Genomic DNA, 25437 nt, shown 5'->3' on the forward strand with positions numbered 1-25437 from the left:
TGCGCCGATTGCGGTCGGGCGCGTTCAGCGAGCGGCATCGGACAGCACCCCCGTCTCCAGAATCAGGTCGGCCGCGGCGACCACGGCCTCCCGGTGACTGATCACGAGTACGGCGACGCCGCTGTCGGCGATCCGGCGCAGGGAGGCCACGAGCTCGCCCTCGGTCGACGCGTCGAGGGCGGAGGTCGGCTCGTCGAGGATCAGCACCGGACACGACCGCGATCCCAGACGATACAGAGCTCGAGCCACAGCCACCCGTTGTGCCTGCCCGCCGGACAGCCCTGCACCGCCGGCACCCACCACGAGGTCGGGCGACAGCTCGGCGGCCGCCGCAGCCCTCAGAGCATCCGCGACACCGCGAGCAGACGGGGCCGGATCGCCGAGCGCCACGTTCTCGCCGATGGTCCCGGCAAGCAGGCCCGGTCGCTGGCCCGCCCAGGCGATCGCGTCGCGACGTCCTGCACCGTCCTCTCGTCCGCCGGCCGCGATCCGTCCGCCGTGGGCCACGAACCCGAGCGCTGCGTCCACCAGGCTCGACTTTCCCGCACCGCTCGGCGCGCTCAGCACGGCGAGCGTGCCGGGAGGCATCTGCGCGAAGAACCCGGACACGACCTCCCGCCCCTCGTACGCGACACTGATGTCGGTGAACACCAACCCGGGCGCGTCCACGGCGGCGACCGCAGCCTCGGAAGAGACACCGCTCGCGGCATCGAGCACCTCGAACGCGTTGGCCGCCGCCTCCATCCCCTCGGTCGCGGCGTGGTAGGCGGCGCCCACGTTCCGCAGCGGCAGGAACGCCTCGGGCGCCAGCAGCAGCACGAAGAGTCCCACCGACAGATCGAGCGAGCCGCCCAGCAGCCGCAGGCCGATCGCCACGGCGATGAGCGCGACCGAAAGGCTGGCGGCGAGCTCGAGCACGAATCCCGAGAGGAAGGCCATCCGCAGCACCTTCATAGTGCGTGAGCGGTACTCCTCGCTCACCTGGCGGATGCGCGCCTCCTGACGGTGCTGCCGGCCGAACAGCGTGAGGGTCGGCAGGCCGGCGACGACATCGAGGAAGCCTGTCGAGAGCGCCGAAAGCGCCGTCCACTGCCGCTTCTGCGCGGCCTGCGTCGCCCAGCCGACGAGCACCATGAACACCGGGATGAGCGGCAGCGTCAGCACGAGGATGATCCCGCTGGTCAGGTCCTGCCAGCCGATCACGAGCACCAGCAGAGGCATCGACACCGCGGTGGCGATCAGCTGAGGGAGGTAGCGCGCGAAGCAGCCGTCGAGGGCGTCCATCCCGCGACCGGCCAGGAGCGTGAGTTCCGCGCTGCCGCGTCCCGCGAGACCGCTCGGGCCGAGCCGGCCGAACGCCTCCACGAGCTGCGAGCGCAGCTGCCCGACGACTGTCGCTCCTCCGCGCGCCGACACCGCCTCCGCGAGCCATAGCAGCGCGCCGCGCGCGACGACCACGATGACGAGGCCGGCGAAGAGCGCGCTCAGCTCGGCGAAGGGCGCACCCGCGATCGCGCGCACCACCAGCTGCGTGACGAGCCAGGCGAACGCGACGACGGCCGCGGTCTGCGCCAGGGTGACGAGCGCACCCGTCGCCAGCGTCCGTCGGGTGGCCGACGCGTAGCGGAGGAGGCGGGGATCGAGCGGTCGCATCTCAGGCGGCTGCCGGTTCGGGTTCGGGGTGGTCGTCCGGGATGTGCGCCCGAGTCACCCGTTTGCGGAAAACCCAGTAGGTGAAGCCCTGGTAGAGCAGGATCAGCGGGAGGAAGATCACGGCGACCCAGGTCATGATCGTCAGCGTCGTCTCTGAGCTGGAGGCGTTCGTGACGGTGAGGCTGTGCTCCGGGTTGGGCACCGACGGCATCACGTTCGGGAACAGAGCCGTGAACAGCGCCGCCACGGCGAGCGCGATCGTGGCCGCCATGAAGCCGAACGACCAGCCTTCGGCGCCGCGCAGGTTCAGGACCCAGGAGGCCACCAGCGCGAGGGCCGCGAGCAGCGCGAGCAGCAGGAGCGCGACCGAGAAGTGCGCGATCACGGTCCAGGTGAGGAAGATCGCGGCGACGACGATCGTGAGCACGCCGGAACGAGTCGCGAGCCTCCGTGCCCGCTGGCGGATGTCGCCGTCGGTCTTCAGGGAGACGAACACGGCCCCGTGCGTGAAGAACAGCAGCAGCGTGGTCAGCCCGCCCAGCAGTGCGTAGCCGTTCAGGAGGTCGAACAACGTCCCCGTGTAGTCGTGGTGCGCGTCGAGTGCGACGCCCTGGACGATGTTGGCGAAGGCGACGCCCCAGAGCAGCGCAGGAACCGCCGAGCCGATCACGATCATCGCGTCGAACCGGCGCTTCCACTGCGATTCCGGTCGCTGGTGGCGGTACTCGAACGACACGCCGCGCAGGATGAGCGCGATGAGGATGAGCAGGAGCGCCAGGTAGAAGCCGCTGAAGAGAGTGGCGTACCACTCCGGGAAGGCGGCGAACAGGGCGGCGCCACCGACGATGAGCCACGTCTCATTGAGGTCCCAGACCGGCCCGATGGTGTTGATGAGGACGCGCCGGTCCGTGTCGTCCCTGCCGAGGAACGGCAGCGACATCCCGACGCCGAAGTCGAAGCCGTCGAGCACGAAGTAGCCGATGAAGAAGAAGCCGATGATGCCGAACCAGAGAACTGTGAGATCCATTGCCGTCTCCTCCTAGTACACCGTCGCGACCGGGACGTGCTTGCCCTCGTCGTCGAGGTGATCCTCGGCAGGGGCCGGTCCCTTCTGCGCCGCGCGTTTGATGAGCTTGAACTCGACGACCGCCAGGGTGCCGTAGACCGCGGTGAAGGCGAGCAGCGAGATCAGGACGTCGAGCCCGGTGGTGCCGGGTGAGACGCCGTCCTGCGTCTTCATGAGGCTGAAGACGATCCAGGGTTGCCTGCCCATCTCGGTGAAGATCCAGCCGACGATCATGGCCGCGAGCGAGAGCGGCATCGCCCAGATCGCGACCTTCCACATCCACGCCCACGGTGGCGTGCGGCCCGTGCGGGTGAACCAGAGACCGACCACGGCGACGAGCACGTGCAGGAGGCCGAGGCCGATCATCCAGCGGAACGCCCAGTAGGTCACCCAGATGATCGGGGTGTAGTCGCCGGGGCCGAAGATGTCCTGGTAGTGCGCGTTGAGGTCGTTGATGCCTTCGACCGTGCCGTCGAGCGTGTGGGTGGACAGGAAGGACAGCAGGTAGGGCACGCGGATCGAGAACAGCTCGTGCACGCCGTCCGGTGTGCCGAGGGTGAAGATCGAGAACGACGCGTTCGCTCCCGTCGAGGTCCTGTAGAGCGCCTCGGCCGCTGCCATCTTCATAGGCTGCGTCTGCACCATGGCGAGCCCGAGCTGGTCTCCGCTGACGACGCTGCCGACTCCGGCGACGACCATCATCCAGAGGCCGAACTTCAGCGCGGGGCGCATGGTCTCCAGGTTGCGGTTGCGTGAGAGGTGCCAGGCGGCGACCGCGATGATCAGGCCCGCAGAGACCATGAAGCAGCCGAAGATCGTGTGCGGGAAGGCCGCGAGCGCCACTTTGTTGGTCAGCACCGCCCAGAGGTCGGTCAGCTCGGCGCGGCCGCGTGCCGGGTCGAGCTTGTAGCCGACCGGGTTCTGCATGAACGCGTTGGCGGCGAGGATGAAGTAGGCCGAGAGGATGGAGCCGACGGCGACGATCCAGATGCAGGCCAGGTGCGCGCCGCGTGGGAGTTTGTCCCAGCCGAAGATCCAGAGCCCGATGAACGTCGCCTCCAGGAAGAACGCCAGCAGGCCCTCCAGCGCGAGCGGCGCCCCGAAGATGTCTCCGACGAATCGCGAGTAGTTCGACCAGTTCATGCCGAACTGGAACTCCTGCACGATGCCGGTGACCACGCCCATCGCGAAATTGATCAGGAACAGCTTGCCGAAGAGGTGGGTGAGCTGGAGATAGTGGACCTTGCCGCTGCGGTACCAGGCCGTCTGGAAGATCGCGACGACGGTCACGAGGCCGATGGTGAGTGGGACGAACAGGAAGTGATAGATAGTCGTGAGTCCGAACTGCCAGCGCGCCAGCAGCAGCGGATCGAGGATCTCGTTCACGCAGCCCACCCTTCCGGTCGCGTTCTACGGTCCGTAGAACGGCTACTTCTACAGAGTGTAGAACATTCACAGCCTCGTCGCGCTACCCTGGGGACGTGGCGAATCTCGGAGAACTCGAACGAGCGGTGATGGATGCCCTCTGGTCGGGCGACTCCCCCATCACGGCCAACGAATTGCGCGACAAACTAGCCGCCTCCCGAACCGACGGCAAGACCCCGGCGCTCACCACAGTGCTCACCGTGCTCTCCCGCCTCGAGCAGAAGGGCTTCGTCGACCGCGACCGCGACACCCGCCCGCACGTCTACTTCGCCACCCTCACCCGCGCCGGCCATGTGGCCGACCTGATGCGCGAAGTGCTCGAGACCTCCTCCGATCGCACAGAGGCGCTCGCCTACTTCGTGGGCTCGGTCGACGAGTCGGAGGCCCAGGTGCTGCGCCGGTTGCTCGACGCCCGCAGCTGACCGGGATGTCCGTCGACTCGACCGCCGTCGCACTCGGCGTGCTCGCCGTCGCCCTCGCCTGGCCGGTGCCGCTCCTGCTCGCCCGCGCGAAGTGGCCGGCCGCAGCCCCCGTGCTCGCCCTCGCGCTCTGGCAGTCGATCGCGTTCGCCGGAGGCATCTCGATGATCGGCTCCCTCCTGCTCGCGGGCCTCGAGCCGTTCGGCGACGATCTGGCGAGCCGCGTCTCCAGCGCCGCGGAGTCGCTGTTCGCCGGCCCGCTGCCGCCGGACGTCTCGCTGCTGCACACCTTCTTCCTCAGCGCGGCGGTGCTGCTGACCGCGCACCTCCTGCTGAACCTCGCCCTGACCTCCGTGCGCAGCCGACGCCAGCGCCACCGGCACATGGAGCTGCTGCGCCTTCTCAGCTCGCCACTGCCCGACGAGCCGGCCACGCGCATCATCGACCATCCGGCCCCTGCGGCGTACTGCCTCCCGGGCGCGCGTAGCGTCACGGTGCTCTCCGAGGGCATGATCGAGCTCCTCAGGCCCGACGAGCTGGAGGCCGTGATCGCCCACGAGCGCGCCCACCTGCGCCAGAAGCACCACTTGCTGCTCGACGCCTTCCGGTCGTGGAAGCGCGCACTCCCCTGGTTCCCGATCGCCACCCGGGCGCAGGACGCGGTCGCCCTTCTCGTGGAGATGCTCGCCGACGATGCCGCCCGGCACACGTCCGGAGACGCGGTCCTGGCCGACGCCATCCGCATCGTCGACTCGACGGGATCGGCCGGCGCCGCCCTCGGCGCGCCGAAGGACCCGCGTACTCCGGAGCAGCGCCGCACCGCGCTGCTCGCGCGCGAGGAGCGGCTCACGACGGGGTATCGCCCAGTGGGCACCGGTCTGCGCCTGCTCGTCGTCATCGCGATCGTGCTGCTCGTGATCGTGCCGCCGGTGCTCGTACTCACGAGCTGACCGGTCACGGGCGGCTCAGGAACCTGCCACTAGCCTGGAACCATGCCAGAGAAACGGGGATATGCCAAGGGGATCGCGAAACGCGAGGAAATCCTCGCGCGCGCCTTGGAGGTGTTCGCCGACAAAGGCTACCGCAAGGCCTCCCTACGCGAGATCGCAGACTCGGTCGGCCTCAGCCAGGCCGGCCTCCTCCACCACTTCTCGTCGAAAGGGGAGCTGTTCTCCGAGGTGCTCCGCAAGCGCGACGAGGTCGACTCCGCCGCCAGCGACCTCGACTCCGACTGGACCGGAGCGTTCGACGGGTTCGTCGGGATCGTGCGGCACAACGCCGAGGTGCCCGGCCTGGTGCAGCTCTACGCCACCATCTCCGCGGAGGCGGCGGACCCGGAGCACCCGGGACACGACTACTTCGTCTCGCGCTACGCGCAGATCGTCGGAGGCCTCGAGCAGTACCTCCGCGCCGAGCAGGACGCCGGACGCGTCCGCGCCGACGCCGACCCGCGCACCCTCGCGCGCCTGGCGGTCGCCGTCGCCGACGGCATGCAGGTGCAATGGATGCTCGACCCGAGCGCCGACATGGCCGACGCCATCGAGGCGTACTGGTCGCTGATCCGGTCGGCACCCGCATCGTGAACGAAGCGCTCACCTGGATTCTCGACGTCGTCCAGTCCGTCGATCCGGTCCTCCGCACCCTCCTCGCGGGCGTCGGGATCATGCTGGAGACCTCGATCCTCATCGGGCTGATCATCCCCGGCGACACGATCGTCCTCGTCGCGGCGACCGCCGTCTCGGGCCCGGTCGAATACGCCGCACTCGTGATCGCCGTCATCGTCGGCGCGCTGTGCGGCGAGTCGATCGGCTTCTCGCTCGGCCGCTTCTTCGGGCCGCGCATCCGGGCCAGCCGCCTCGGTCAGCGGCTCGGCCAGCAGAACTTCGACCGCGCTGAGGCGTACCTCGCCAAGCGCGGCGGCATCGCGGTCTTTCTGTCGCGCTTCCTCCCCGTGCTGCACTCACTCATCCCACTGACGGTCGGCATGAGCCCCATGCGCTACAAGACGTTCATGGCATGGACGGCGCCCGCCTGCGTGATCTGGGCGTTCGCCTACGTCAGCGTCGGCGCGCTCGCCGCCGGAAGCTTCCGCGAGCTCTCGCAGGAGCTGCACTGGGCAGGCTACGTGTTCGTCGCCGTGATCGCGGTGTTCGTCGGGGTGGTGTTCGTGGTGAAGAAGGTGCTGCAGAAGCGGGAGGCAGCGCACATGGATGCGGAGAAGTGAGGAGGCGGGCCTCGCGCACGATCTCATAACGCACCCTGCTAGGTTTATGAGCTAAGCAGGTAGCTCATAATGGAGGTGTCGGGCATTATGACGTCGGTGAACTGGCCGCTCGAGTGGGAGCAGCGGGTTTGGGTATCCAGCACAGCATGGGGTGCGCGTGCCGAATCGAGCGCCCAGCGTGCGGTCTACAACGCCTCGATCCCGCCGATGATCAGGGATCTCTCTCCTGCCCCCGACCCAGCGGTGCTGGCAGCGGCAGACGACGCGGCACGGGAACTGAGCCGGTTCGACGCGGAGCTGGGGACACGAGTCAACTCGTTCGCGCCGGTACTGCTGCGCTCAGAGGCCGCATCCTCATCCCAGATCGAGAACCTCACGGCATCGGCTCGCGCGATATTCAGCGCCGAGCTGGGCGCGAAGGCAGGACGCAACGCCGAGCAGATCGCTGCGAACACCCGGTCGCTTCAGGCCGCGATCGGCCTGAGCGAGCAAATCGGCTCGGACGCGATCCTCCACATGCACGCTGTGCTCCTGGCAAACCAGCCCCGCCACACTCCCGGCGAGTTCCGCCAGGAGGCGGTATGGATCGGCACCCGTTCTGACAGCCCGGTCGGCGCCGAATTCATCGCACCGGGGTTCGAGCGTGTGCCTGCGCTGGTCGAGGACCTGGTCGCCTTCGCGGACAGGGTGGATGTACCAGCTTTGGTGTCTGTGGCTGTCGCGCACGCCCAGTTCGAGACGATCCACCCCTTCACCGATGGCAACGGCCGAACGGGCAGGGCGCTCGCGCAGGCGCTACTCCGACACCGCGAAGTGACGCGCAGTGTCGCAGTCCCGGTGTCGGCAGGACTGCTCGCCGACATCGAGGGATACCATGGGGCGCTCACGGCGTACCGAGCCGGGGACGTGAACCCGATCGTGACGGCATTCGCAGACGCTTCCCTGCGCGCCGTCGGCAACGCCAGGCAGCTCATCGAGGAAATCGATCAGACGCGCGCCAGCTGGAATAACCGGCTGACCGCCAGACGGGACAGCAACGCGTGGCGCGTTCTCGACATCCTCACCCGCCGACCGGTCCTCGATTCCGCCACTGCAGCCAGCGAGCTCGGCGTGCAGCAGCCCAACGTCTATCCGCCGATGCGCGCACTCGTCGACGCCGGAATCCTCACATCGGAAGCCGAGCACCAACTGGGGCCATTCTGGCGCAGCGACGAAGTCCTCGGCGCCATCGACCGCTTCGCCAAACGTGCCGGGCGGCGGGAAAAGATCTGATCCCCATCGATGCGGCGACCCAGTCACCCGAGCCGCCGCACGCGGAGCGGTGAGGAGGCGCGGCCTCCGAGACACCTAGACCTTGATCGGGTGCTCCTGCAGCCACTTCTTCGCCACGGCGTCGGGCTGGGTCTTGCTGGCGCCCTGGTTCTCGCTGTTCATCGCGATGAGGTCGTCCGTGGTCAGCTCGGCCGAGACCTTGTTGAGCACCGACTTGACCGTGTCGGAGGCCTTCTTGCTGTTGATCAGCGGAAGGATGTTCTGCGCGGCAATCAGGTTCTTCGGGTCCTTCAGCACGACGAAGCCGTTGTCTTTGATGGCCGGAGTCGTCGTGTAGATGTCGGCCAGCTGCACGTCGCCGTTCTTCAGAGCGGTGACGGTGAGCGGGCCGCCCGAGTCGCTGATCGGCTTGAGCGTCGCCGTCACGCCGTACGTCGACTTGAGCCCGGGGATGCCGTAGGGGCGAGTGGCGAACTCGGGGTTCGCGCCCACGGTCAGCGGGATCGTCACCTTCTTGAGGTCTTCGAGGCTCTTGACACCGTACTTGTCGGAGAACTCCTTGGTGACGTTGTAGGCGTCGGCGTCCTGCGCCTTGGCCTGGTCGAGCACCTCGTAGCCCTTCGGCAGGGCGTCGTTGAGGGCGGCGTACACGTCGTCGCTCGAACTCGCTGTGCTGTTCTTGTCGTAGAACTGCAGCAGGTTGCCCGAGTACTCGGGGATGAGGTCGATCGAGCCGTCCTGAAGCGCCTTCAGGTAGACGTCGCGCTGGCCGATGCTCGGCTTGTAGCTGACCTTGACGCCGTTGGCGGCCAGAGCCTGGCCGTAGACCTGCATCAGGATCTCGGACTCGCCGAACGCGGCGGAGCCGATGGTCACGCTGTCGCTGGACGAGGAACTGCCGCTGGTGCTGAACGCGCCGCCTCCGCCGGACGAGCACGCACTGAGGGCCAGAAGCGCCCCCGCCGCGAGCACGCCGGCCGCGATGCGGCCCTTCGTGGATCCGAACATGTGATTCTCTCTCTTCTGTGTGCGATGGGCCTGGGTGGGTCAGGGACTGGGCTGCCGCCCGGGAACGCTGAGCCCGAACACGCGCCACGGGTCTTTCGCCCGCTCGGCGCGGACCGTGCCGGCCGCGACGCCGCGTGGAACGACCAGCTTCTGAGTGAGGGCGAACAGGCCGTCGACGACGAGCGCCAGAACGACCACGACGATCGAGCCGCCGAGCATCTCCGGATAGTTCTGAACGGCCAGCCCGTCGAACAGGAAGCGCCCGAGCCCGCCGACGGGCAGGATCGCCGCGACGGTCCACGTCGCGATGACCTGGAGCGCGCCAGACCGCAGGCCGCCGAGCACGAGCGGGAGCGACAGCGGCAGTTCGACCTTGGCGAAGATCTGCCACTCGGTCATGCCGATCGCGCGGGCGGCGTCGATCGTGCTCCGGTTCACCGACTCCAGGCCGGAGTACGCGCCCGCGAGCAGTGGCGGGATGGCCAGAATCGTGAGCGCGATCAGCGGAGGGACGATCGAGATGTTCGCCATGATCAGCGCGAGGTAGACGACGAGACCCAGCGTCGGGAGAGCGCGCAGCGCACCGGAGACACCGACCGCGAGCCCGCGTAGCCTCCCGGTGTGCCCGATCAGGAAGCCGACAGGCAGGGCGATGATGCTCGCGATCAGCAATGTCAGCAGCGTGTACACGATGTGCTCGCCGGCGCGCGCGGGGATGCCGCCGGGCCCGGCCCAGTTGACGGGATCGAAGAGCCACTGGAAGGCGGCGACGAAATCGGTCATGCGCCGGCCACCGCCTTCATCGCCGCGGACCGTCGCAGTCGCACGGTGCGTCGGTCGAGCCGCGACCAGGGCAGGACCAGGCGGCCGAGCAGCACGAGCACGAGGTCGAACACCAGAGCGACGACCATGATGAGGATGATGCCGACCGCGACCTCCTCCGGGTAGTAGCGGTTGAGGCCGTCCGTGAAGAGCTGTCCGAGGTTCGGCACGCCGAGGAGGGCGCCGACGCTCACGAGGCTGACCGTCGAGACCGACACCACGCGCACGCCCGCGAGCAGGACCGGTCCGGCGAGCGGCAATTCGACAGCCCAGAACCTCCGCCAGGCCGAGAATCCGATCGCGGTCGCGGACTGGACGACGTCACCGGGCACCGACGCGAGCGCGTCCGCCGTCGTGCGAACCATCAGCGCGACCGCGTAGATGCTCAGGGCGACGACCACGTTCGCCGGATCGAGGATCTTCGTGCCGATCAGCGCCGGCATCGCGAAGAACAACGGCAGCGACGGGATCGCATAGAGGATGCCGCCGATCGTCAGCAGAACCGGACGGCTCACCCGATAGCGATTTGCCACCCAGCCGATCGGCAGCGACACCAGGAAGCCGACCACGATGGGGATGGCGCTCAACCACACGTGGGAGAGCGTGAGATTCCAGACCGGGCCGAAGTTCGACCACAGGAAGTTCACTGCGCCTGCCGTGGAGGGGCGCCACCCTGCGTTACGGCGTCCGCACCACCCGCGACGGACACCGCCGCGGCCTTTGTTTCTTCGGATAGAGGCCGCTCGACGCTGAGGACGCCTGCTGCGCGCCCCTCGCTGTCGACGAGCACCGACCCGGCCGGGGTGTCCTCGAAGTGCAGTGCGCGCTTGCCGCGGTCGGCGCCGACGAACGACGCGACGAAGTCGTCGGCGGGCGACGCGAGGATCTGCGCCGGCGTGCCCTTCTGCGCCACGATCCCGCCCTTGCGGAAGATGACCACCTGGTCGCCGAGCCGGAACGCCTCGTCGATGTCGTGCGTCACGAACAGCACGGTCTTGTCGAGTTCGCGCTGCAACCGCAGCAGCTCGTTCTGGAGGTCGTCGCGCACGATCGGGTCGACCGCGCCGAACGGCTCGTCCATCAGCAGGATGTTCGGGTCGACGGCGAGACCGCGGGCCACGCCCACGCGCTGCTGCTGGCCTCCGGAGAGCTGGCTGGGGTACTTGTCGGCCAGTGACCGCTCGAGCCCGACCGTGTCCATCAACTCGAAAGCACGCTCGTGAGCGGCCTTCTTCTTCACCCCCGTGAGCAGCGGCACAGTCGCGATGTTGTCAACGACCTTGCGGTGTGGCAGCAACCCGGAGTTCTGCATCACGTAGCCGATGCGGCGGCGCAGGTGCACAGGTCTGAGACTCTGCACGTCTTCGCCGTCGATTGACACGGTGCCGCTGGTCGCATCGATCATCCGGTTGACCATGCGCAGGATCGTCGTCTTGCCGCTGCCCGACGACCCCACCAGGACAGTGATCTTGCGCGACGGGACCACGAGCGAGAAGTCGTCGACCGCGACAGTCCCGTCGGGGAACCGCTTCGTCACCGAGCGGAACTCGATCATCGACCCTCAATTCTCGGTAGGTACGGCGCTCTCGGTCGGTACAGCATCATGGTCACGATACTCAGGCCGTCGTTTCCACCCAAACAGCGTTTTCACCACAGCGCAACGAAAAAGACCGTTTCGCAACGAATCGGGTCGGTTTGTGGCGGGAAACCCAGGCGTCATGAGACAACCCTGTCGGGTACCACCGACATTCCCGCAGCGCACGTTCCCGTCGGGCGTCAGCCCTTCGGGTCGTACCGCCGCTCCAGGTACTCCCGCGCCACGGTGCGCGCCTCATCGATGTAGCGGGGGTCGCCCATCGGGTCGTCGAGGAAGGCCCGGTTGATGAGGCCGTCCATGATCTCCACGACGATCTCGAGGCGGAACGCGAGGTCTTCGCCCGCAGGGAGGCTGAACTCCTCCGAGAGGATCGCCGCGAACTGGGAGGCGAACGACGCGGTGCGCCCGACCTCCTCTTCGTCGGGCAGTCCCGAGCGCTCGGCGTCGGTGAAGCGGATGATGCGGAATCCCGGCTCGGTGCGGAACATGGCGACGAACGCGTCGATAGCGCACTCCACCGCGTTCCACCAGTGCTCGGGGCTCTCGGTGTGGATGGCCGCGACGACCGACTGCCGGTAGCGCAGGAGCGCGCGGTCGCGCAACGCCTGCAGGAGGACGATGCGGTCCGGGAAGTAGCGATAGACCGTGCCGATGGACGCGCCGGCACGATCGGCCACCATCGCGGTGGTCAGCCGGTCGAATCCGATCTCGTCGACCACCCCGGCAGCGGCGTCGAGCAGGGCGTCGATCCGAGCGGCGCTCCGCTCCTGGATCGGCTCCGTGCGCACGAGCGGCGCTCCGACGGTGTTCTGTGCGGCGACCAGGTCGTTGATGGGCACGAGGATGACTCCTTCTGTCTGTGATCCACGATACGCGTGCGGGTCCCCAGCCCGGCGACGGTTTCTCCACCGACGCTCACGTGGGGATCATATTCGTGGAAACCTCACCTTTGCTTCGGAAAGGCTCAGACACACCGAAGATTCGCCCCCAGATCTGGGGGCTGGGTGCTGTCGAACGGTCACTCCATGAGAAACTGGTACCTCTATGACCGCCACCCCAGCCAAGCGCGGCGCGAGCGTCGAGCCGATCATGCACCGCGCCGCGCGCGTCGAGGACGCGTTTCATGAGTTCCGCGCCCGCCGTGCCCGCAAGCACGAATTCCTCGCGACCGTCGTGCCGTACACCGGCTACGGCGCGCCGTCGTGGGTGCGCATCCTGGCCCGCGTCGTACTGGCCCAGGAACCCAGGCCGGGCAGCCGCGCGGAGCACAAGCACCGCAAGCGCGAGGAGTCCATCCGGGGCTGGCGGTCGTTCATCAGCGTGCCCGTGGCAGACGTGCCCGTCATGATCGAGGTCGAGGGCGACAGCCACGTGGTCATGCCGGACCGCGGGGGCGTGATCGACACCGTGATCCCCGTGCAGCTCACCCCGGGATGGCACACGGTGAAGCTGACCACCCCGGAGTCGGCGCGTGTGTTCGAGTCGCCCGTCTACATCGTCGACCCGAAGGCCACCTTCGGTATCATCTCCGACGTCGACGACACGGTCATGGTCACAGCTCTCCCCCGACCGTTGCTGGCCGCGTGGAACACGTTCGTGCTCGATGAGCACGCGCGCGTACCCACACCGGGGATGTCCGTTCTTCTCGAGCGGCTCGCGGCAGCGCACCCCGGCGCCCCGGTGATCTACCTCTCCACCGGAGCCTGGAACGTCGCCCCCACCCTCACCCGCTTCCTCTCGCGCAACCTGTTCCCCGCCGGCCCGCTGCTGCTCACTGACTGGGGCCCGACGCACGACCGCTTCTTCCGCTCCGGCCGCGAGCACAAGCGCACCAGCCTCGCGCGGCTGGCAGACGAGTTCCCGGACCTGCGCTGGCTGCTGGTCGGCGACGACGGCCAGCACGACGAAGCCCTCTACGGCGAGTTCACGACGGCCCACCCGGACAACGTCGCAGCTGTGGCCATCCGACAGCTCTCGAACGGCGAGGCAGTGCTCGCCGGCGGCCGTTCTAAGGCCGAGAAGCATAGCGAGCTCTCCGGAGTGCCGTGGGTCTACGCCCCCGACGGCGCCGGGCTCCTCGATCAGTTGCGCGATCTCGACCTACTCCCCTGACGCCTTGGCACTCCGATCCCCTGGCACTCGTCGCCCTGGCACTCCGATGCCCCACTCTCCCACGCCCGGGGGCTGACGGTTCGCGACGGCTGTCGGCCGTTTCCACCAGACTAGGCTCATGACGTCCCGCGCCGACCTGCTCCGCATGCGCCGCCTCGCGCACGGCATCGACGGAGACCGGGAGGCCACGCCCGCCGACGTCGCGCGCCGGCTGCTCGCCGTGCAGGCTCAAGACTTCGCCGCCGCGTGTTGGGCGCTCGCGCTGCGCACGACGGAAGCGACGCGAGCCGACGTGCTCGCCGATCTCGACGCGGGCAGGATCGTGCGCTCCTGGCCGATGCGGGGCACCCTCCACTTCGTGCCACCGGAGGACCTCCGCTGGATGCTCGGCGTGACCACCACCCGGATGGTCGCAGGTCTCGCGGCGCGTCACCGGCAGCTGGAACTCGACGCCCCCGACTTCGTCCGCGCCCGCGACCTGGTCACCGAGGCACTCTCCGGTGGCCGCAGCATCGGCCGTGCGGAGGTCATGGAGCTCTGGGAGCGCGCAGGCATCGCGACGACAGGCCAGCGCGGCTACCACCTCATCTACTTCCTCGCCCAGACCGGCGTCCTCTGCTGGGGGCCGACGCTCCGGACGCAGCAGTCGCTCGTCCTGCTCGACGAGTGGGCGCCGACGTCGAGGCGGCTCGAGCCCGACGAGGCTTGTGGCGAATTCCTGCTGCGCTATCTGCAGGGCCACGGGCCGGCCACGATCAAGGACTTCGTCTGGTGGACGAAGGGGACGGTCGCCGGCGCCAAGACCGGGCTGGCGGTGTTGGGCGACGCCGTGTCGAGATTGGAGGTCGACGGCGTCGCGTACCTCGTGACGGCGGAACTCGCCGATCGTGCCGCCTCCGCCCCTGAGACCCGCAGAGAGCGGGAGTCCGTCCACCTGCTCCCCGCCTTCGACGAGTACCTGCTCGGCTACCAGGATCGCCGGGCCGTGCTCGACGACGAGCACTTCAACCGGATCGTCCCGGGAGGCAACGGCGTCTTCCAGCCGACGGTCGTCGCCCGCGGGCGCGTTGTGGGCACCTGGCGCCGGCCCGGGGGCGACGGCGCGGTCGATCTCCAGTCGTTCGTGCTGCTGACGGCGACGCAGCAGCGCGCGGCAGCACTCTCGGCGGAGGCCTACCGCCGTTTCGCGGTCTGAGGCAGGCGCGCGCGGCGGGCTACTCTGGTCACGTGGCTCCGAAGTTCCCGGTCAAGATCCAACTACCCGGGAACATCCGGGCCTCCTCTCGGATTCCCTTCCTCCAGGTGGCCAAGACCGCCGCCGCGATGGTCATCTCGTGGGGCATCGCCACCCTGCTCTTCCCGGGCGAGCTCCCGGTGTTCGCGGCCATCGCTGCCCTTCTGGTCGTTCAGCCGAGCGTCAATCAGTCCGTCGGACGAGCCATCGAACGGTCGATCGGGGTGATCTTCGGCGTGGTGATCGCCTACGTCGTCGGTCTGGCGTTCGGCAGCAACACCTGGATCGTCCTCCTCGCCCTCGTGGCCTCCCTGCTGCTGGCCTGGGCGCTCAAGCTCACGCCGGGCACCGCGAACCAGGTCCCGATCAGCGTCATGCTCGTGCTCTCGCTCGGCGCGACCAACCCGGATTACGCCGTGGCCCGGATCGTCGAGACGGTCCTCGGGGCGGCGGTCGGCGTGATCGTCAACATCGCGGTCGTCCCTCCGGTGCTCACCGGCCCAGCGCGCACGTCCGTCCTCGCGCTCGGCACTGAGATCGCCGCGACGCTCGACCGGCTCGCGCACGCGCTCACGAGCCGGTCAACGCCCGGCGAGAGGGATGCCCTCCTGATCGAGGCGCGACTGCTGCGCCCCATGGAGAAGAAGGCCGAGGCGGCGCTCACGGCAGCCGACGAGAGCCTCACGCTCAACCCGCGGCAGCTCCGCCACCGCGCGGTGCTCGAACACGACGAGCAGCTCTTCGCCCGGCTGCGGCCCCTGATCACGCGCTCGCTCGGCATGACCCGCGCGTTCCACGACCACTACGACGACAGCCTCGCCGACGAGCCCACCATCGCCGCGATCGCAGACGAGCTCGAACGCTCCGTCCACGATCTCCGACTGCTCTCACGCGACCCCGACGCGCCGATCGTCGAGCCCACCACCGAGACGGCGGGACTCCCCGTGCTGACGGCGCCCCTCGTCATCACGACCCCGAACCCTCGCCACTGGGTGCTCATCGGCTCGCTGATGGAGGATCTGCGCCGCATCCACGCTGAGATCACCGGGGACGACGACGCCGCCTGAGCCGCGCGCTCCGCCCGGTCGGGCGGCGTGAGCGGCCTCGGCCGCGTCGACTCGTCAGGCGCTCAACGCCGCGATCGCCTCCGCGAGCGGGAGAGTAGAGCGCTCGCCGGTCCGGCGGTCCCACAGCTCGACCTCGCCGGCGGCAGCGCCACGACCGGCCACCAGCACCCGTGGGATGCCGATGAGCTCCGCGTCGCCGAACTTGACGCCGGGCGACACCTTGGGCCGGTCGTCCAGCAGCACGTCGAGCCCGGCGGCCTCCAGCTCGGCGGTCGCCTGCTCCGCCACGTCGAACGCGACCGCGTCGCGGCCCGCGGCCACCACGTGCACGTCGAACGGGGACACCGACGCCGGCCAGACGAGCCCCTTGTCGTCGTTGTTCTCCTCGGCGATGATCGCCAGGATGCGCGTGACGCCGATGCCGTAGGAGCCCATGGTCACGGTGACGAGCTTGCCGCTCTCGTCGAGCACCTTGAGGCCGAGGGCGTCGGCGTACTTGCGGCCCAGTTGGAATACGTGGCCGATCTCCATGCCGCGCGCGAGCTCGACGGGGCCGGAGCCATCGGGAGCGGGGTCGCCGGGCCTGACCTCGGCGACCTCCACGATGCCGTCCCAGCCGAAGTCACGACCGGCGACCAGGCCGAAGACGTGCTTGCCCGCGATGTTCGCTCCCGTGATCCAGCCCGAGCCGTCGACGACGCGCGGGTCGACGACGTAGCGGATGCAGGTGGAGGCCTCCTCGCCGAGCACGGGGCCGTCGGCCGACCACGGGCCGATGTAGCCCTTGACCAGACCAGGGTGCCTCGCGAAGTCGTCCTCGGTCGCGGCGTCGATTTCGGCAGGCGCGAACGCCACCTCCGCGCGCTTGAGGTCGACCTCCCGGTCACCGGGAAGGCCGATGACGACGAGCTCGCGGGCGCCGTCGAGGTGGGTGAGCGCCAGGACCACGTTCTTCAGCGTGTCCGCGGCCGTCCAGGCACGGCCGTCCGGCCGCGGGTGCTTCTCGTTGGCCACCTCCACGAGCGTCTGGATGGTCGGAGTATTGGGAGTGTCGAGCACTTCCTGCGGCGTGAGCTTCTCGTAGCTGCGGGCGGCGGGCGCCGTCGTGGTGAAGGCCTCCACGTTGGCCGCGTAGCCTCCGGCCGACCGCACGAAAGTGTCCTCGCCGACCGGGGTGGGGTGCAGGAACTCCTCGCTTCGCGATCCGCCCATGGCACCGGCGTCGGCCTGGACGATCACGTAGTCGAGCCCGAGGCGCGTGAAGATGCGCTCGTAGGCGTCGCGCTGGGCCATGTAGCTGGTGTCGAGGCCCTCGTCGGTGTAGTCGAACGAGTAGGCGTCCTTCATCGTGAACTCGCGGCCGCGGAGGAGGCCCGCGCGCGGACGTGCCTCGTCGCGGTACTTGTCCTGGATCTGGTAGATCGACAGCGGCAGGTCTTTGTACGACGAGTACAGGTCTTTCACCAGCAGGGTGAAGACCTCCTCGTGCGTGGGCGCGAGCAGGTAGTCGGCGTCCTTGCGGTCCTTCAAGCGGAAGATGCCGTCGCCGTACTCCTCCCAGCGCCCGGTCGCCTCGTAGGGTTCGCGAGGAAGCAGCGCGGGGAAGTGCACCTCGTGCGCTCCCGCAGCCGTCATCTCCTCGCGGATGATCTGCTCGATCTTCGCCTTGACCCGCAGCCCCAGCGGCAACCACGCGAAGATGCCCGGCGCCTGACGGCGGATGTAGCCCGCGCGCACGAGGAGCCTGTGACTGGTCACCTCCGCGTCGGAGGGGTCTTCACGGAGGGTGCGGAGGAAGTAGTTCGTCAGGCGAGTAGGCACCGCTCCATGTTAGTAGTGCAGTGGAGGCGGCCCTTGCCGGTGGCTACCCGCCGGTGACGGTCCCTCCGGAGAATCGGCCCTGTCCGACGACTCTCTCCGTACGAACGGACCCACGGGCGGCGCGTCGACCCGGCCCTCCGGATGAGCCGACATGGTCCGTAACTCCGGAAGGTGCGGCGGACACGCCGCCCTGATGACCGGAACTACGGAGAATCGGCCCTGTCCGACGACTCTCTCCGTACGAAGGGACCCACGGGCGGCGCGTCGACGCCGCCCTCCGGATGAGCCGACATGGTCCGTAACTCCGGAAGGTGCGGCGGACACGCCGCCATGATGAGCGGAACTACGGAGAATCGGCCCTGTCCGACGACCCTCTCCGTACGAACGGACCCACGGGCGGCGCGTCGACCCGGCCTCCGGATGAGCCGACATGGTCCGTAACTCCGGAAGGTGCGGCGGACACGCCGCCATGATGACCGGAACTACGGAGAATCGGCCCTGTCCGACGACTCTCTCCGTACGAAGGGACCCACGGGCGGCGCGTCGACGCCGGCCTCCGGATTAGCCGACATGGTCCGTAACTCCGGAAGGTGCGGCGGACACGCCGCCATGATGACCGGAACTACGGAGAATCGGCCGGAACGGCACCGGATTCCGGAGTTGCGGACGGGATGGTGGCGAGGTCGGCGGGGCTAGTGGCCGACGGTGACCGTTGGTTCGCCGGAGGCGACCTTCGCGGCCTCCATCTCGGCGGCGATGCGGTTGGCCTCGGCGATCAGGGTCGAGACGATCTCGGCCTCCGGGACGGTCTTGATGACCTCACCCTTGACGAAGATCTGGCCCTTGCCGTTGCCGCTGGCGACGCCGAGGTCGGCCTCGCGGGCCTCCCCCGGCCCGTTGACGACGCAGCCCATGACCGCGACACGCAGCGGGACGCTCATGCCCTGCAGGCCCTCCGTCACGTTGTCGGCGAGCGTGTAGACATCGACCTGGGCGCGCCCGCAGCTCGGGCATGACACGATCTCAAGCTTGCGTTCGCGCAGGTTGAGCGACTGGAGGATTTGGAGGCCCACCTTGACCTCCTCGGCCGGCGGAGCCGACAGCGACACCCGGATCGTGTCGCCGATGCCCTCGGCGAGCAGGATGCCGAACGCGGTCGCGGACTTGATGGTGCCCTGGAAGGCGGGACCGGCCTCCGTCACGCCGAGGTGGAGGGGCCAGTCGCCGCGCTCGGCGAGTTGACGGTACGCCTTGACCATGACGATCGGGTCGTTGTGCTTGACCGAGATCTTGAAGTCGTGGAAGTCGTGCTCCTCGAAGAGGCTCGCCTCCCACACTGCGCTCTCGACGAGCGCCTCCGCCGTCGGCTTGCCGTACTTCTGCAGCAGGCTCGGCTCGAGCGAGCCGGCGTTGACGCCGATGCGCAGGGACACTCCCGCGGCCTTGGCGTAGGCCGCGATCTTGCCGACCTGGTCGTCGAACTTGCGGATGTTGCCGGGGTTGACCCGCACGGCCGCGCACCCGGCGTCGATCGCCGCATACACGTAGTTGGGCTGGAAGTGGATGTCGGCGATCACCGGGATCTGGCTCTTCTTGGCGATGATCGGCAGCGCCTCCGCGTCGTCGCGGCTCGGCACGGCGACCCGGACGATTTCGCAGCCGGAGGCCGTGAGCTCGGCGATCTGCTGGAGGGTCGCGTTGATGTTCGTCGTCGGCGTCGTGGTCATCGACTGCACGCTGATGGGGGCGTCACCCCCGACCAGGACCTTGCCGACGCGGATCTGACGAGACGTGCGACGGGGTGCGAGGGTCTCGGGGACCTTGGGCATCCCCAGGTTGATAGCTACCACCCGACAATCCTACGCGTGCGGGTGGGAGGCGGCTGGGCGTGACTCGGGAGCCGGCTCAACCGAACAGGTTGATCGGTTTGACGATGTCCGCGTACATCAGCAGCAGGCTCATCCCCCCCAGCACGACCACCACGACTATCGTCAGCGGCATCAGCTTGGCCATGTCGACCGGTCCCGGGTCGCGCCGCTTGAAGAGCTTGGCGATCGTACGGCGGAACCCCTCCCACAGCGCGCCGGCGATGTGGCCGCCGTCGAGCGGGAGCAACGGGATCAGGTTGAACACGAAAAGCGCGATGTTGAGCGACGCGAGGATGCCGAGCATCGTGTAGACCTTGTCGATCACCGGCACGCCGTCGAGCGCGGTCAGCTCCCCCGCCGCCCGACCGATCCCGACCAGGCTGATCGGTCCGTTCGGGTCGCGCTCTCCGGAGCCGAACGCGGCGTTCCAGACGTCGACCATCCGCTGCGGGAGGTGGATGACGACTCCGACGACGGCGCCGGTCCGCGCCCCGACCGCCGGCAGCACCGACGTGATCGGCTGCCGCACGAGTTCCTGCACCGGTCCGATGCCGACGAAGCCGACGGTGAGCGTCTCGACACGGCCGTCGGCCGCCTTGACCGTCTGCCCGTTCGCGTCGGTCTTCACCACCGTGTTGGTCTTGGGGGTGAGGACGACCGTGCGCTCCTGTCCGTCGCGGCGGAGCACCACGGTCAGCGGGCGGTCGGCCGACTGGCGGATGATCGCGGTCGACTGCGCCCACGAGGTGATGGGCTTTCCGCCGATGCTCACGATGGTGTCGCCCGGCTTCAGTCCGGCGGCCGCGGCCGGGCCTGCCGGCGTGTCGGAGCCGCAGGTCTGCGACGTGCTGGTGGCGGGCAGCACGCACTGGCTCACCGTGCCGATGGTGGTCGAGTTCTGCGGGGCGCCGAAGCCCATCAGCAGGACTCCGAAGAGCACGGTCGCGATCACCAGGTTCATGAACGGCCCGCCGAACATGATGATGATGCGCTTCCAGACCGCCAGCCGGTAGAAGGTGCGGTCCTCCTCGCCGACCAGCACGGTCTCCGAGCTCGCCGTGCGGGCGTCCTGCACCATGGCCTGCATGAAGCCGGTCGTCGCGTTGCGGCCGGCCCCGCCTTCTTTGCCGGGCGGGAACATCCCGATCATGGAGATGTAGCCGCCGAGCGGGATGGCCTTGACTCCGTACTCGGTCTCACCCTTCTTGACCGAGAACAGCGTGCGGCCGAACCCGATCATGTACTGGGTCACCTTGACGCCGAACAGCTTGGCGGGCACCAGGTGCCCGATCTCGTGCAGCGCGATCGAGAGCGCCACGCCGATCAGGATGATGACGACGCCGAGGATGAAAAGGAGCACGGAATCCACGGGCCAAGGCTAGCGGCGCTCGCTTGGAGTGAGCCGCATGGTTGCTATGGGCGAGCGCTCAGGCGCCTGCGAGATGCGCGTCCGCCGTCGCGCGCGCCCACCGCTCGGCCTCCGCGAGCGACTCGAGGTCGAGCTCGGCGACTGGCTCGTGCTCGTCGACCACCCGCTCGACCGTCTCGACGATGTCGAGGTATCCGATCGCGCCCGCGTGGAAGGCGGCCACCGCCTGCTCGTTCGCGGCGTTGAAGACCGCCGGGTAGGTGGAGCCTGCTGCGCCGACCCGCTTCGCGAGTGCCACCGCCGGGAACGCCTCGTCGTCGAGCGGCTCGAAGGTCCAGGTGTGCGCACGGGTCCAGTCGAGTGGTTCGCCCACGCCGGGCACACGGTCGGGCCAGCCCAGGCCGAGCGAGATCGGCAGGCGCATGTCGGGGGGCGACGCCTGCGCGATCGTGGAACCGTCGACGAACTCCACCATCGAGTGGACGACCGACTGCGGATGCACGGTGACGTCGATGCGCTCGTAGGGCACGTCGAACAGCAGGTGCGCCTCGATGACCTCCAGCCCCTTGTTCACGAGCGTCGCGGAGTTGGTCGTGACGACCAGTCCCATGTCCCACGTCGGATGCGCCAGCGCCTCCGCCGGGGTGACCGCGCGCAGAGACTCCCGCGACCGGCCGCGGAACGGCCCGCCCGACGCTGTGAGGACGAGCCTGCGCACCTCGGAGGCCGAGCCGGAGCGCAGCGCCTGCGCGATCGCCGAATGCTCCGAGTCGACCGGGACCAGCTGGCCGGGTGCCGCGGCCTGCTTGACGAGCGCTCCCCCGACGATCAGCGACTCCTTGTTCGCCAGTGCGAGCATCGCACCCGTCTCCAGCGCCGCGAGCGTCGGGCCGAGACCGACGGAGCCGGTGATGCCGTTGAGCACCACGTCGGCCTCCACCGACCGGATCAGCCGCACCGCCTCCTCGGCGCCCAGCGCCGTCTCGCGCACGCCGAACCGCTCCGCCTGCTCGGCCAGGAGGTCGGCGTTGCGCCCCGCGGCCAGGCCGACGACCTCGAAGCGGCCGGGGTTCGCCGCGACGACGTCGAGCGCCTGAGTGCCGATCGAACCGGTCGACCCGAGGATGACGACGCGGCGCGCGCTCATCAGCGCGTCGTCTTCAGGATGTCGACTACGAACACCATGGTGTCGGTCGCCTTGATCTCGCCGGAGCCCTTGTCGCCGTAGCCGTCGGCCGGTGGGACGATCGCGATCACCTGCGAGCCCACCTTCTGGCCCTCGAGAGCCTTCTGGAAGCCCTTGACGACACCGGTGGTCTGGAACGACGCCACCTCGCCGCGACTCCAGCTGGAGTCGAACATCTGACCGTTGCGCCACAGGACGCCCTTGTACTGGACGGTCACCGTGTCGCCGGACTGCACGACCTCGCCGTCGCCCTGCTTGAGCACGGCGATCTTGGTCTCGGTCGGCGGGTCGGCCTTCGGGATGGTGATGGTCGGCTCGCCGGTCTTGGCGTCGTCCTTCACGGTCGGGAAGCCCGGGGTCGGGGCGACGGCCTTTCCATTCGCCTTCGTCGTCACGAGGCCGGCGATGTCGGCGACGAACACCACCGTGTCCGTGTCGCTCAGCTTGAGCTGCGACGTGTCGGCGCTGCCGAACGCGGTCTTCGCGGGGGCGGTCAGCACGACCCGCGACCCGACCGGGAGGCACTCGACCGCACGCACGAGGCCGGGAACGAAAGCCTTGTCGTCCACGGTGATGGTCTGGGCGGCCGAGCCGTCGAAGCCGACCGCGTCGGTCAGCGACTTGCCCGTCGTCCCGTTGTAGGCGGCGAGGGCGATGTCGACGCTGGAGCCGGCCTTCGCCTCTGCGCCTGTGCCCTTGATGACGACAGTGCGCTCGACGTCACTGGTCTTCAGCGGCGACGGGACCTTCACGGTCGGCGTCTTGAGGAAGTCGCCGGACACCGTGACCGAGTCGGAGGCCTTGCCCGATTTCACGTTCTGGCAGCTGGCGGCGGACGCCGTGCTGGAGGCCGAGGGAGCAGGCGACGACGAACTGCAGGCGGCGAGGCCGGCGACGACGAGGGCTGCTGTGAGGACGGAAAGGGATCTGCGCACGATCAGGCAGTCTGCCTCATCCACCTAGGTTCCCGCTGAACGGATGCTCCGGAAGCGCCCATACGATGGAGGTCATGACCCGTGATTTCTCCGTTCCCCAGTCCCGCCGTCTCGTCACCGAGTTGCCCGGCCCGCGATCGGTCGAGCTTCAGCAGCGCCGGGTCGCCGCGGTCAGCCGTGGTGCGGGCACGCTGGCGAACATCTACATGGAGTCCGGCTCGGGCGCCATCCTGGTCGACGTGGACGGCAACCGTCTCATCGATCTCGGCTGCGGCATCGGCGTCACGACCATCGGCCACGCACACCCGGCGGTCGCGGCGGCCGCCGCCGAGCAGGCCGCCAAGCTCACCCACACGCTCTTCACCGTGACGCCGTACGAGAACTACGTTCGTGTCGCCGAGAAGCTCGCCGAGATCACCCCGGGCGACTTCGAGAAACGCAGCATCCTGGTCAACTCCGGCGCGGAAGCTGTGGAGAACGCCGTCAAGATCGCGCGCAAGCACACGGGCCGCCGCGCGATCGCGACGCTCGATCACGCGTTCCACGGCCGCACGAACCTGACCATGGCGATGACCTACCGCCCCTGGCCGGAGCGCGCGGGCATGGGGCCGTTCCCCGGAGAGATCTACAGCCTCCCGATCAGCTACCCGTTCCGCGATCCCGAGGGGATGACCGGCGAGGAGGCCGCGGAGCGCACGATCGACCACATCGCCACGCATATCGGCGCGACCGAGCTCGCCGCGCTCTTCGTCGAGCCGGTGCAGGGCGACGGCGGCATCGTCATCCCGGCGCCGGGCTACTTCAAGCGGCTCTCCGAGTTCTGCACCGAGAACGGCATCGTGTTCGTCGCTGACGAGATCCAGGCGGGCATCGGCCGCACCGGAACGTGGTACTCCATCGAGCACCACGGCGTCGTCCCCGATCTGGTGACGAGCGCCAAGGGCATCGCCGGCGGCTTCCCGCTCGCCGCGGTGACCGGTCGCGCCGAGATCATGGACGCCGTGCAGCCCGGCGGAATCGGGGGCACCTTCGGCGGCAACCCGGTCTCCACGGCCGCTGCTCTCGCTGTGTTCGAGGCCTTCGAGCAGGAGGATCTGCTCGCGGAGGCCCGCCGGGTCGAGAAGGCGCTGCGGGCGCGCATCGGCGACTGGGCGGAGCGCTTCCCCGTCGTCGGCGAGGTGCGCGGCATCGGCGCGATGTTCGGCGTCGAGCTCGTCGTCCCCGGCACGAAGAAGCCCAACCCGGAGGCGGTGAAGGCCGTGCTCGCGCACGCCACCGCAAACGGCGTCATCCCGCTCGACGCCGGGAGCTGGGACAGCGTGCTCCGCCTCCTGCCGTCGGTCGTGATCAGCGAGGAGCTGATCGACGACGCCGCGACCGTGATCGAAGAGGCGCTCGGCCGACTCGGCTGACCGACGCAGCATGCACCTGGCACGCCGGCGCATCGTCGCCGTGGTCCTCGCGACCGCGGCGACGCTGGCCGTGCTCCCGGCGCTCGAGACGCCGGCGGCCGGCGCCGTGCAACCCGCTCGCGCCTCCGTATCGGCCGCCGCCGCCTCTGTATCGGCCGCCGCGGCCTCCGCGTCGGTCTTCGACCCGGGCGACATCATCAGCGACGACAGCTTCTACAACCCGTACGCGATGACCGCCGAGCAGGTGCAGCGCTTCCTCGAGCAGCGCGACTGCACTCCGAAAGACACCTCGCCGTGTCTCGACGACTTCCGGATGGACGTCCCGCGCACCCCGGCCTCCCCCGAGCGCTGCGCCGTGATACCGGCGAGGAAGAACGAGCGAGCGAGCAGCATCATCGCGCGCATCGCCCAGGCCTGCACGATCAGCCCGCGGGTCCTGCTCGTGCTGCTGCAGAAGGAGCAGTCGCTGCTGACGACGCCCAGCGCGGTCGGCTATCAGAAGGCGACGGGCTACGCCTGCCCCGACACCGCAGCCTGCGACGCGCGCTACTTCGGATTCTTCAATCAGGTCTATCGCGCCGCGTGGCAGTTCCGCGAGTACACCGCGCACCCCGGCGACTGGCGGTACCGGATCGGCGGGAACGCCATCCAGTACCATCCCGACACCAGCTGCGGGTCGGGCCGCGTGGAGATCGTGAACCAGGCGACCGCGAACCTCTACAACTACACGCCGTACCAGCCGGACAAGCAGACCCTCGCGCATCCGACCGGGCCGGCAGGCGCGTGCTCCGCGTACGGCAACCTCAACTTCTCCCGGCTCTACGACCGCTGGTTCGGCGATCCGCGCACCGTCCGCTATCCCGGATTCCAGCTCCCGTGCCTGATCTACACCGGAGGCTTCGGCTGCACGCCGAGCCGGCCGTTCGAGGACTGACCGACGCATGCCG

The 25437-nt window shown here is 68.9% G+C and carries 23 protein-coding genes; 10 read left to right on the plus strand and 13 right to left on the minus strand.

Features of this window, described 5'->3' with window-relative positions:
* Positions 1-24: 24 nt before the first annotated feature.
* Genes cydD through ACPPVW_RS16170 form a run of 3 tightly spaced genes read right to left on the minus strand, consistent with a single transcriptional unit; the run spans position 25 to position 4105 of the window.
* The gene (cydD, locus tag ACPPVW_RS16160; protein ID WP_426624090.1) at positions 25-1653 is read right to left on the minus strand and encodes a thiol reductant ABC exporter subunit CydD; all 1629 of its coding nucleotides are present in this window, start codon (positions 1651-1653) and stop codon (positions 25-27) included.
* Position 1654: 1 nt separating this feature from the next.
* Positions 1655-2680, minus strand: coding sequence for a cytochrome d ubiquinol oxidase subunit II (gene cydB / locus ACPPVW_RS16165; RefSeq protein ID WP_426624091.1), 1026 nt, complete (start codon positions 2678-2680; stop codon positions 1655-1657).
* A gap of 12 nt (positions 2681-2692) precedes the next feature.
* Complete coding sequence (locus tag ACPPVW_RS16170) at positions 2693-4105, minus strand: cytochrome ubiquinol oxidase subunit I (RefSeq protein WP_426624092.1); 1413 nt, start codon at positions 4103-4105, stop codon at positions 2693-2695.
* A 95-nt stretch (positions 4106-4200) separates the two neighbouring features.
* Here ACPPVW_RS16170 and ACPPVW_RS16175 point away from each other — a divergent pair, with 95 nt between their 5' ends.
* From ACPPVW_RS16175 to ACPPVW_RS16195, 5 genes are all read left to right on the plus strand, one after another.
* Positions 4201-4566: a BlaI/MecI/CopY family transcriptional regulator gene (locus tag ACPPVW_RS16175; protein WP_426624093.1), complete on the plus strand. Its 366-nt coding sequence runs from the start codon at positions 4201-4203 to the stop codon at positions 4564-4566.
* 5 nt (positions 4567-4571) lie between these two features.
* The gene (locus ACPPVW_RS16180; protein WP_426624094.1) at positions 4572-5513 is read left to right on the plus strand and encodes a M56 family metallopeptidase; all 942 of its coding nucleotides are present in this window, start codon (positions 4572-4574) and stop codon (positions 5511-5513) included.
* 42 nt (positions 5514-5555) lie between these two features.
* Positions 5556-6146, plus strand: a complete 591-nt coding sequence (locus ACPPVW_RS16185) for a TetR/AcrR family transcriptional regulator (RefSeq protein ID WP_426624095.1) — start codon at positions 5556-5558, stop codon at positions 6144-6146.
* Entirely contained in the window at positions 6143-6787 is a 645-nt protein-coding gene (locus tag ACPPVW_RS16190) for a DedA family protein (protein ID WP_426624096.1), read from the plus strand. The genes ACPPVW_RS16185 and ACPPVW_RS16190 overlap by 4 nt, the downstream gene beginning before the upstream one ends.
* An 87-nt stretch (positions 6788-6874) precedes the next feature.
* A complete protein-coding gene (locus tag ACPPVW_RS16195) occupies positions 6875-8059 on the plus strand; it encodes a Fic family protein (protein WP_426624097.1) in 1185 nt (394 codons plus the stop codon).
* 75 nt (positions 8060-8134) lie between these two features.
* On the opposite strand, the gene ACPPVW_RS16200 is transcribed toward ACPPVW_RS16195, so the two are convergent.
* The 5 genes from ACPPVW_RS16200 to ACPPVW_RS16220 all read right to left on the minus strand — a co-directional run bounded on the left by ACPPVW_RS16200 (position 8135) and on the right by ACPPVW_RS16220 (position 12325).
* The gene (locus ACPPVW_RS16200; RefSeq protein ID WP_426624098.1) at positions 8135-9067 is read right to left on the minus strand and encodes an ABC transporter substrate-binding protein; all 933 of its coding nucleotides are present in this window, start codon (positions 9065-9067) and stop codon (positions 8135-8137) included.
* Between the two features lie 39 nt (positions 9068-9106).
* On the minus strand, positions 9107-9850 hold the full coding sequence (locus ACPPVW_RS16205; RefSeq protein WP_426624099.1) for an ABC transporter permease: 744 nt from the start codon (positions 9848-9850) through the stop codon (positions 9107-9109).
* Positions 9847-10536 (minus strand): ABC transporter permease, encoded by a 690-nt coding sequence (locus tag ACPPVW_RS16210; RefSeq protein ID WP_426624100.1) that lies wholly within the window; start codon positions 10534-10536, stop codon positions 9847-9849. Before ACPPVW_RS16210 ends, ACPPVW_RS16205 begins: the two co-directional genes overlap by 4 nt.
* On the minus strand, positions 10533-11444 hold the full coding sequence (locus ACPPVW_RS16215; RefSeq protein ID WP_426624101.1) for an ABC transporter ATP-binding protein: 912 nt from the start codon (positions 11442-11444) through the stop codon (positions 10533-10535). Before ACPPVW_RS16215 ends, ACPPVW_RS16210 begins: the two co-directional genes overlap by 4 nt.
* A 221-nt stretch (positions 11445-11665) precedes the next feature.
* Positions 11666-12325, minus strand: coding sequence for a TetR/AcrR family transcriptional regulator (locus ACPPVW_RS16220; RefSeq protein WP_426624102.1), 660 nt, complete (start codon positions 12323-12325; stop codon positions 11666-11668).
* A gap of 205 nt (positions 12326-12530) precedes the next feature.
* On the opposite strand from ACPPVW_RS16220, the gene ACPPVW_RS16225 reads away from it, so the two are divergent.
* From ACPPVW_RS16225 to ACPPVW_RS16235, 3 genes are all read left to right on the plus strand, one after another.
* Entirely contained in the window at positions 12531-13598 is a 1068-nt protein-coding gene (locus ACPPVW_RS16225) for an App1 family protein (RefSeq protein ID WP_426624103.1), read from the plus strand.
* A 118-nt stretch (positions 13599-13716) separates the two neighbouring features.
* Positions 13717-14793 (plus strand): winged helix DNA-binding domain-containing protein, encoded by a 1077-nt coding sequence (locus ACPPVW_RS16230; RefSeq protein ID WP_426624104.1) that lies wholly within the window; start codon positions 13717-13719, stop codon positions 14791-14793.
* Positions 14794-14825: 32 nt separating this feature from the next.
* Positions 14826-15899 carry an FUSC family protein gene (locus ACPPVW_RS16235; RefSeq protein WP_426624105.1) on the plus strand — a complete coding sequence of 358 codons (1074 nt, stop codon included), beginning with the start codon at positions 14826-14828 and terminating at the stop codon, positions 15897-15899.
* Positions 15900-15953: 54 nt separating this feature from the next.
* Here ACPPVW_RS16235 and ACPPVW_RS16240 read toward each other — a convergent pair whose 3' ends face one another.
* The 5 genes from ACPPVW_RS16240 to ACPPVW_RS16260 form a co-directional block, all read right to left on the minus strand.
* Positions 15954-17720 (minus strand): proline--tRNA ligase, encoded by a 1767-nt coding sequence (locus tag ACPPVW_RS16240; RefSeq protein WP_426624106.1) that lies wholly within the window; start codon positions 17718-17720, stop codon positions 15954-15956.
* 692 nt (positions 17721-18412) lie between these two features.
* Positions 18413-19549 carry a flavodoxin-dependent (E)-4-hydroxy-3-methylbut-2-enyl-diphosphate synthase gene (gene ispG, locus ACPPVW_RS16245; RefSeq protein ID WP_426626326.1) on the minus strand — a complete coding sequence of 379 codons (1137 nt, stop codon included), beginning with the start codon at positions 19547-19549 and terminating at the stop codon, positions 18413-18415.
* Between the two features lie 76 nt (positions 19550-19625).
* Complete coding sequence (locus ACPPVW_RS16250; protein ID WP_426624107.1) at positions 19626-20957, minus strand: M50 family metallopeptidase; 1332 nt, start codon at positions 20955-20957, stop codon at positions 19626-19628.
* A 58-nt stretch (positions 20958-21015) separates the two neighbouring features.
* Positions 21016-22104, minus strand: a complete 1089-nt coding sequence (gene dxr, locus ACPPVW_RS16255) for a 1-deoxy-D-xylulose-5-phosphate reductoisomerase (RefSeq protein ID WP_426624108.1) — start codon at positions 22102-22104, stop codon at positions 21016-21018.
* Entirely contained in the window at positions 22104-23102 is a 999-nt protein-coding gene (locus ACPPVW_RS16260) for an FKBP-type peptidyl-prolyl cis-trans isomerase (protein WP_426624109.1), read from the minus strand. Before ACPPVW_RS16260 ends, dxr begins: the two co-directional genes overlap by 1 nt.
* 41 nt (positions 23103-23143) lie before the next feature.
* On the opposite strand from ACPPVW_RS16260, the gene ACPPVW_RS16265 reads away from it, so the two are divergent.
* A complete protein-coding gene (locus ACPPVW_RS16265) occupies positions 23144-24490 on the plus strand; it encodes an aminotransferase class III-fold pyridoxal phosphate-dependent enzyme (RefSeq protein ID WP_426624110.1) in 1347 nt (448 codons plus the stop codon).
* A 10-nt stretch (positions 24491-24500) separates the two neighbouring features.
* Positions 24501-25424 carry a hypothetical protein gene (locus tag ACPPVW_RS16270; RefSeq protein WP_426624111.1) on the plus strand — a complete coding sequence of 308 codons (924 nt, stop codon included), beginning with the start codon at positions 24501-24503 and terminating at the stop codon, positions 25422-25424.
* Positions 25425-25437 lie beyond the last annotated feature (13 nt).

This window comes from Leifsonia sp. McL0607 (assembly GCF_049993355.1).
GTDB lineage: Bacteria > Actinomycetota > Actinomycetes > Actinomycetales > Microbacteriaceae > Leifsonia.

Bases quoted from the DNA above. Each gene is read 5' to 3' on its own strand.
- ispG (WP_426626326.1), bottom strand. From the start codon at position 19,549: ATGCCCAAGGTCCCCGAGACCCTCGCACCCCGTCGCACGTCTCGTCAG.
- ACPPVW_RS16195 (WP_426624097.1), top strand. From the start codon at position 6,875: ATGACGTCGGTGAACTGGCCGCTCGAGTGGGAGCAGCGGGTTTGGGTA.
- ACPPVW_RS16225 (WP_426624103.1), top strand. From the start codon at position 12,531: ATGACCGCCACCCCAGCCAAGCGCGGCGCGAGCGTCGAGCCGATCATG.
- dxr (WP_426624108.1), bottom strand. From the start codon at position 22,104: ATGAGCGCGCGCCGCGTCGTCATCCTCGGGTCGACCGGTTCGATCGGC.
- ACPPVW_RS16200 (WP_426624098.1), bottom strand. From the start codon at position 9,067: ATGTTCGGATCCACGAAGGGCCGCATCGCGGCCGGCGTGCTCGCGGCG.
- cydD (WP_426624090.1), bottom strand. From the start codon at position 1,653: ATGCGACCGCTCGATCCCCGCCTCCTCCGCTACGCGTCGGCCACCCGA.
- ACPPVW_RS16265 (WP_426624110.1), top strand. From the start codon at position 23,144: ATGGAGGTCATGACCCGTGATTTCTCCGTTCCCCAGTCCCGCCGTCTC.
- cydB (WP_426624091.1), bottom strand. From the start codon at position 2,680: ATGGATCTCACAGTTCTCTGGTTCGGCATCATCGGCTTCTTCTTCATC.
- ACPPVW_RS16205 (WP_426624099.1), bottom strand. From the start codon at position 9,850: ATGACCGATTTCGTCGCCGCCTTCCAGTGGCTCTTCGATCCCGTCAAC.
- ACPPVW_RS16185 (WP_426624095.1), top strand. From the start codon at position 5,556: ATGCCAGAGAAACGGGGATATGCCAAGGGGATCGCGAAACGCGAGGAA.
- ACPPVW_RS16180 (WP_426624094.1), top strand. From the start codon at position 4,572: ATGTCCGTCGACTCGACCGCCGTCGCACTCGGCGTGCTCGCCGTCGCC.
- ACPPVW_RS16230 (WP_426624104.1), top strand. From the start codon at position 13,717: ATGACGTCCCGCGCCGACCTGCTCCGCATGCGCCGCCTCGCGCACGGC.
- ACPPVW_RS16270 (WP_426624111.1), top strand. From the start codon at position 24,501: ATGCACCTGGCACGCCGGCGCATCGTCGCCGTGGTCCTCGCGACCGCG.
- ACPPVW_RS16215 (WP_426624101.1), bottom strand. From the start codon at position 11,444: ATGATCGAGTTCCGCTCGGTGACGAAGCGGTTCCCCGACGGGACTGTC.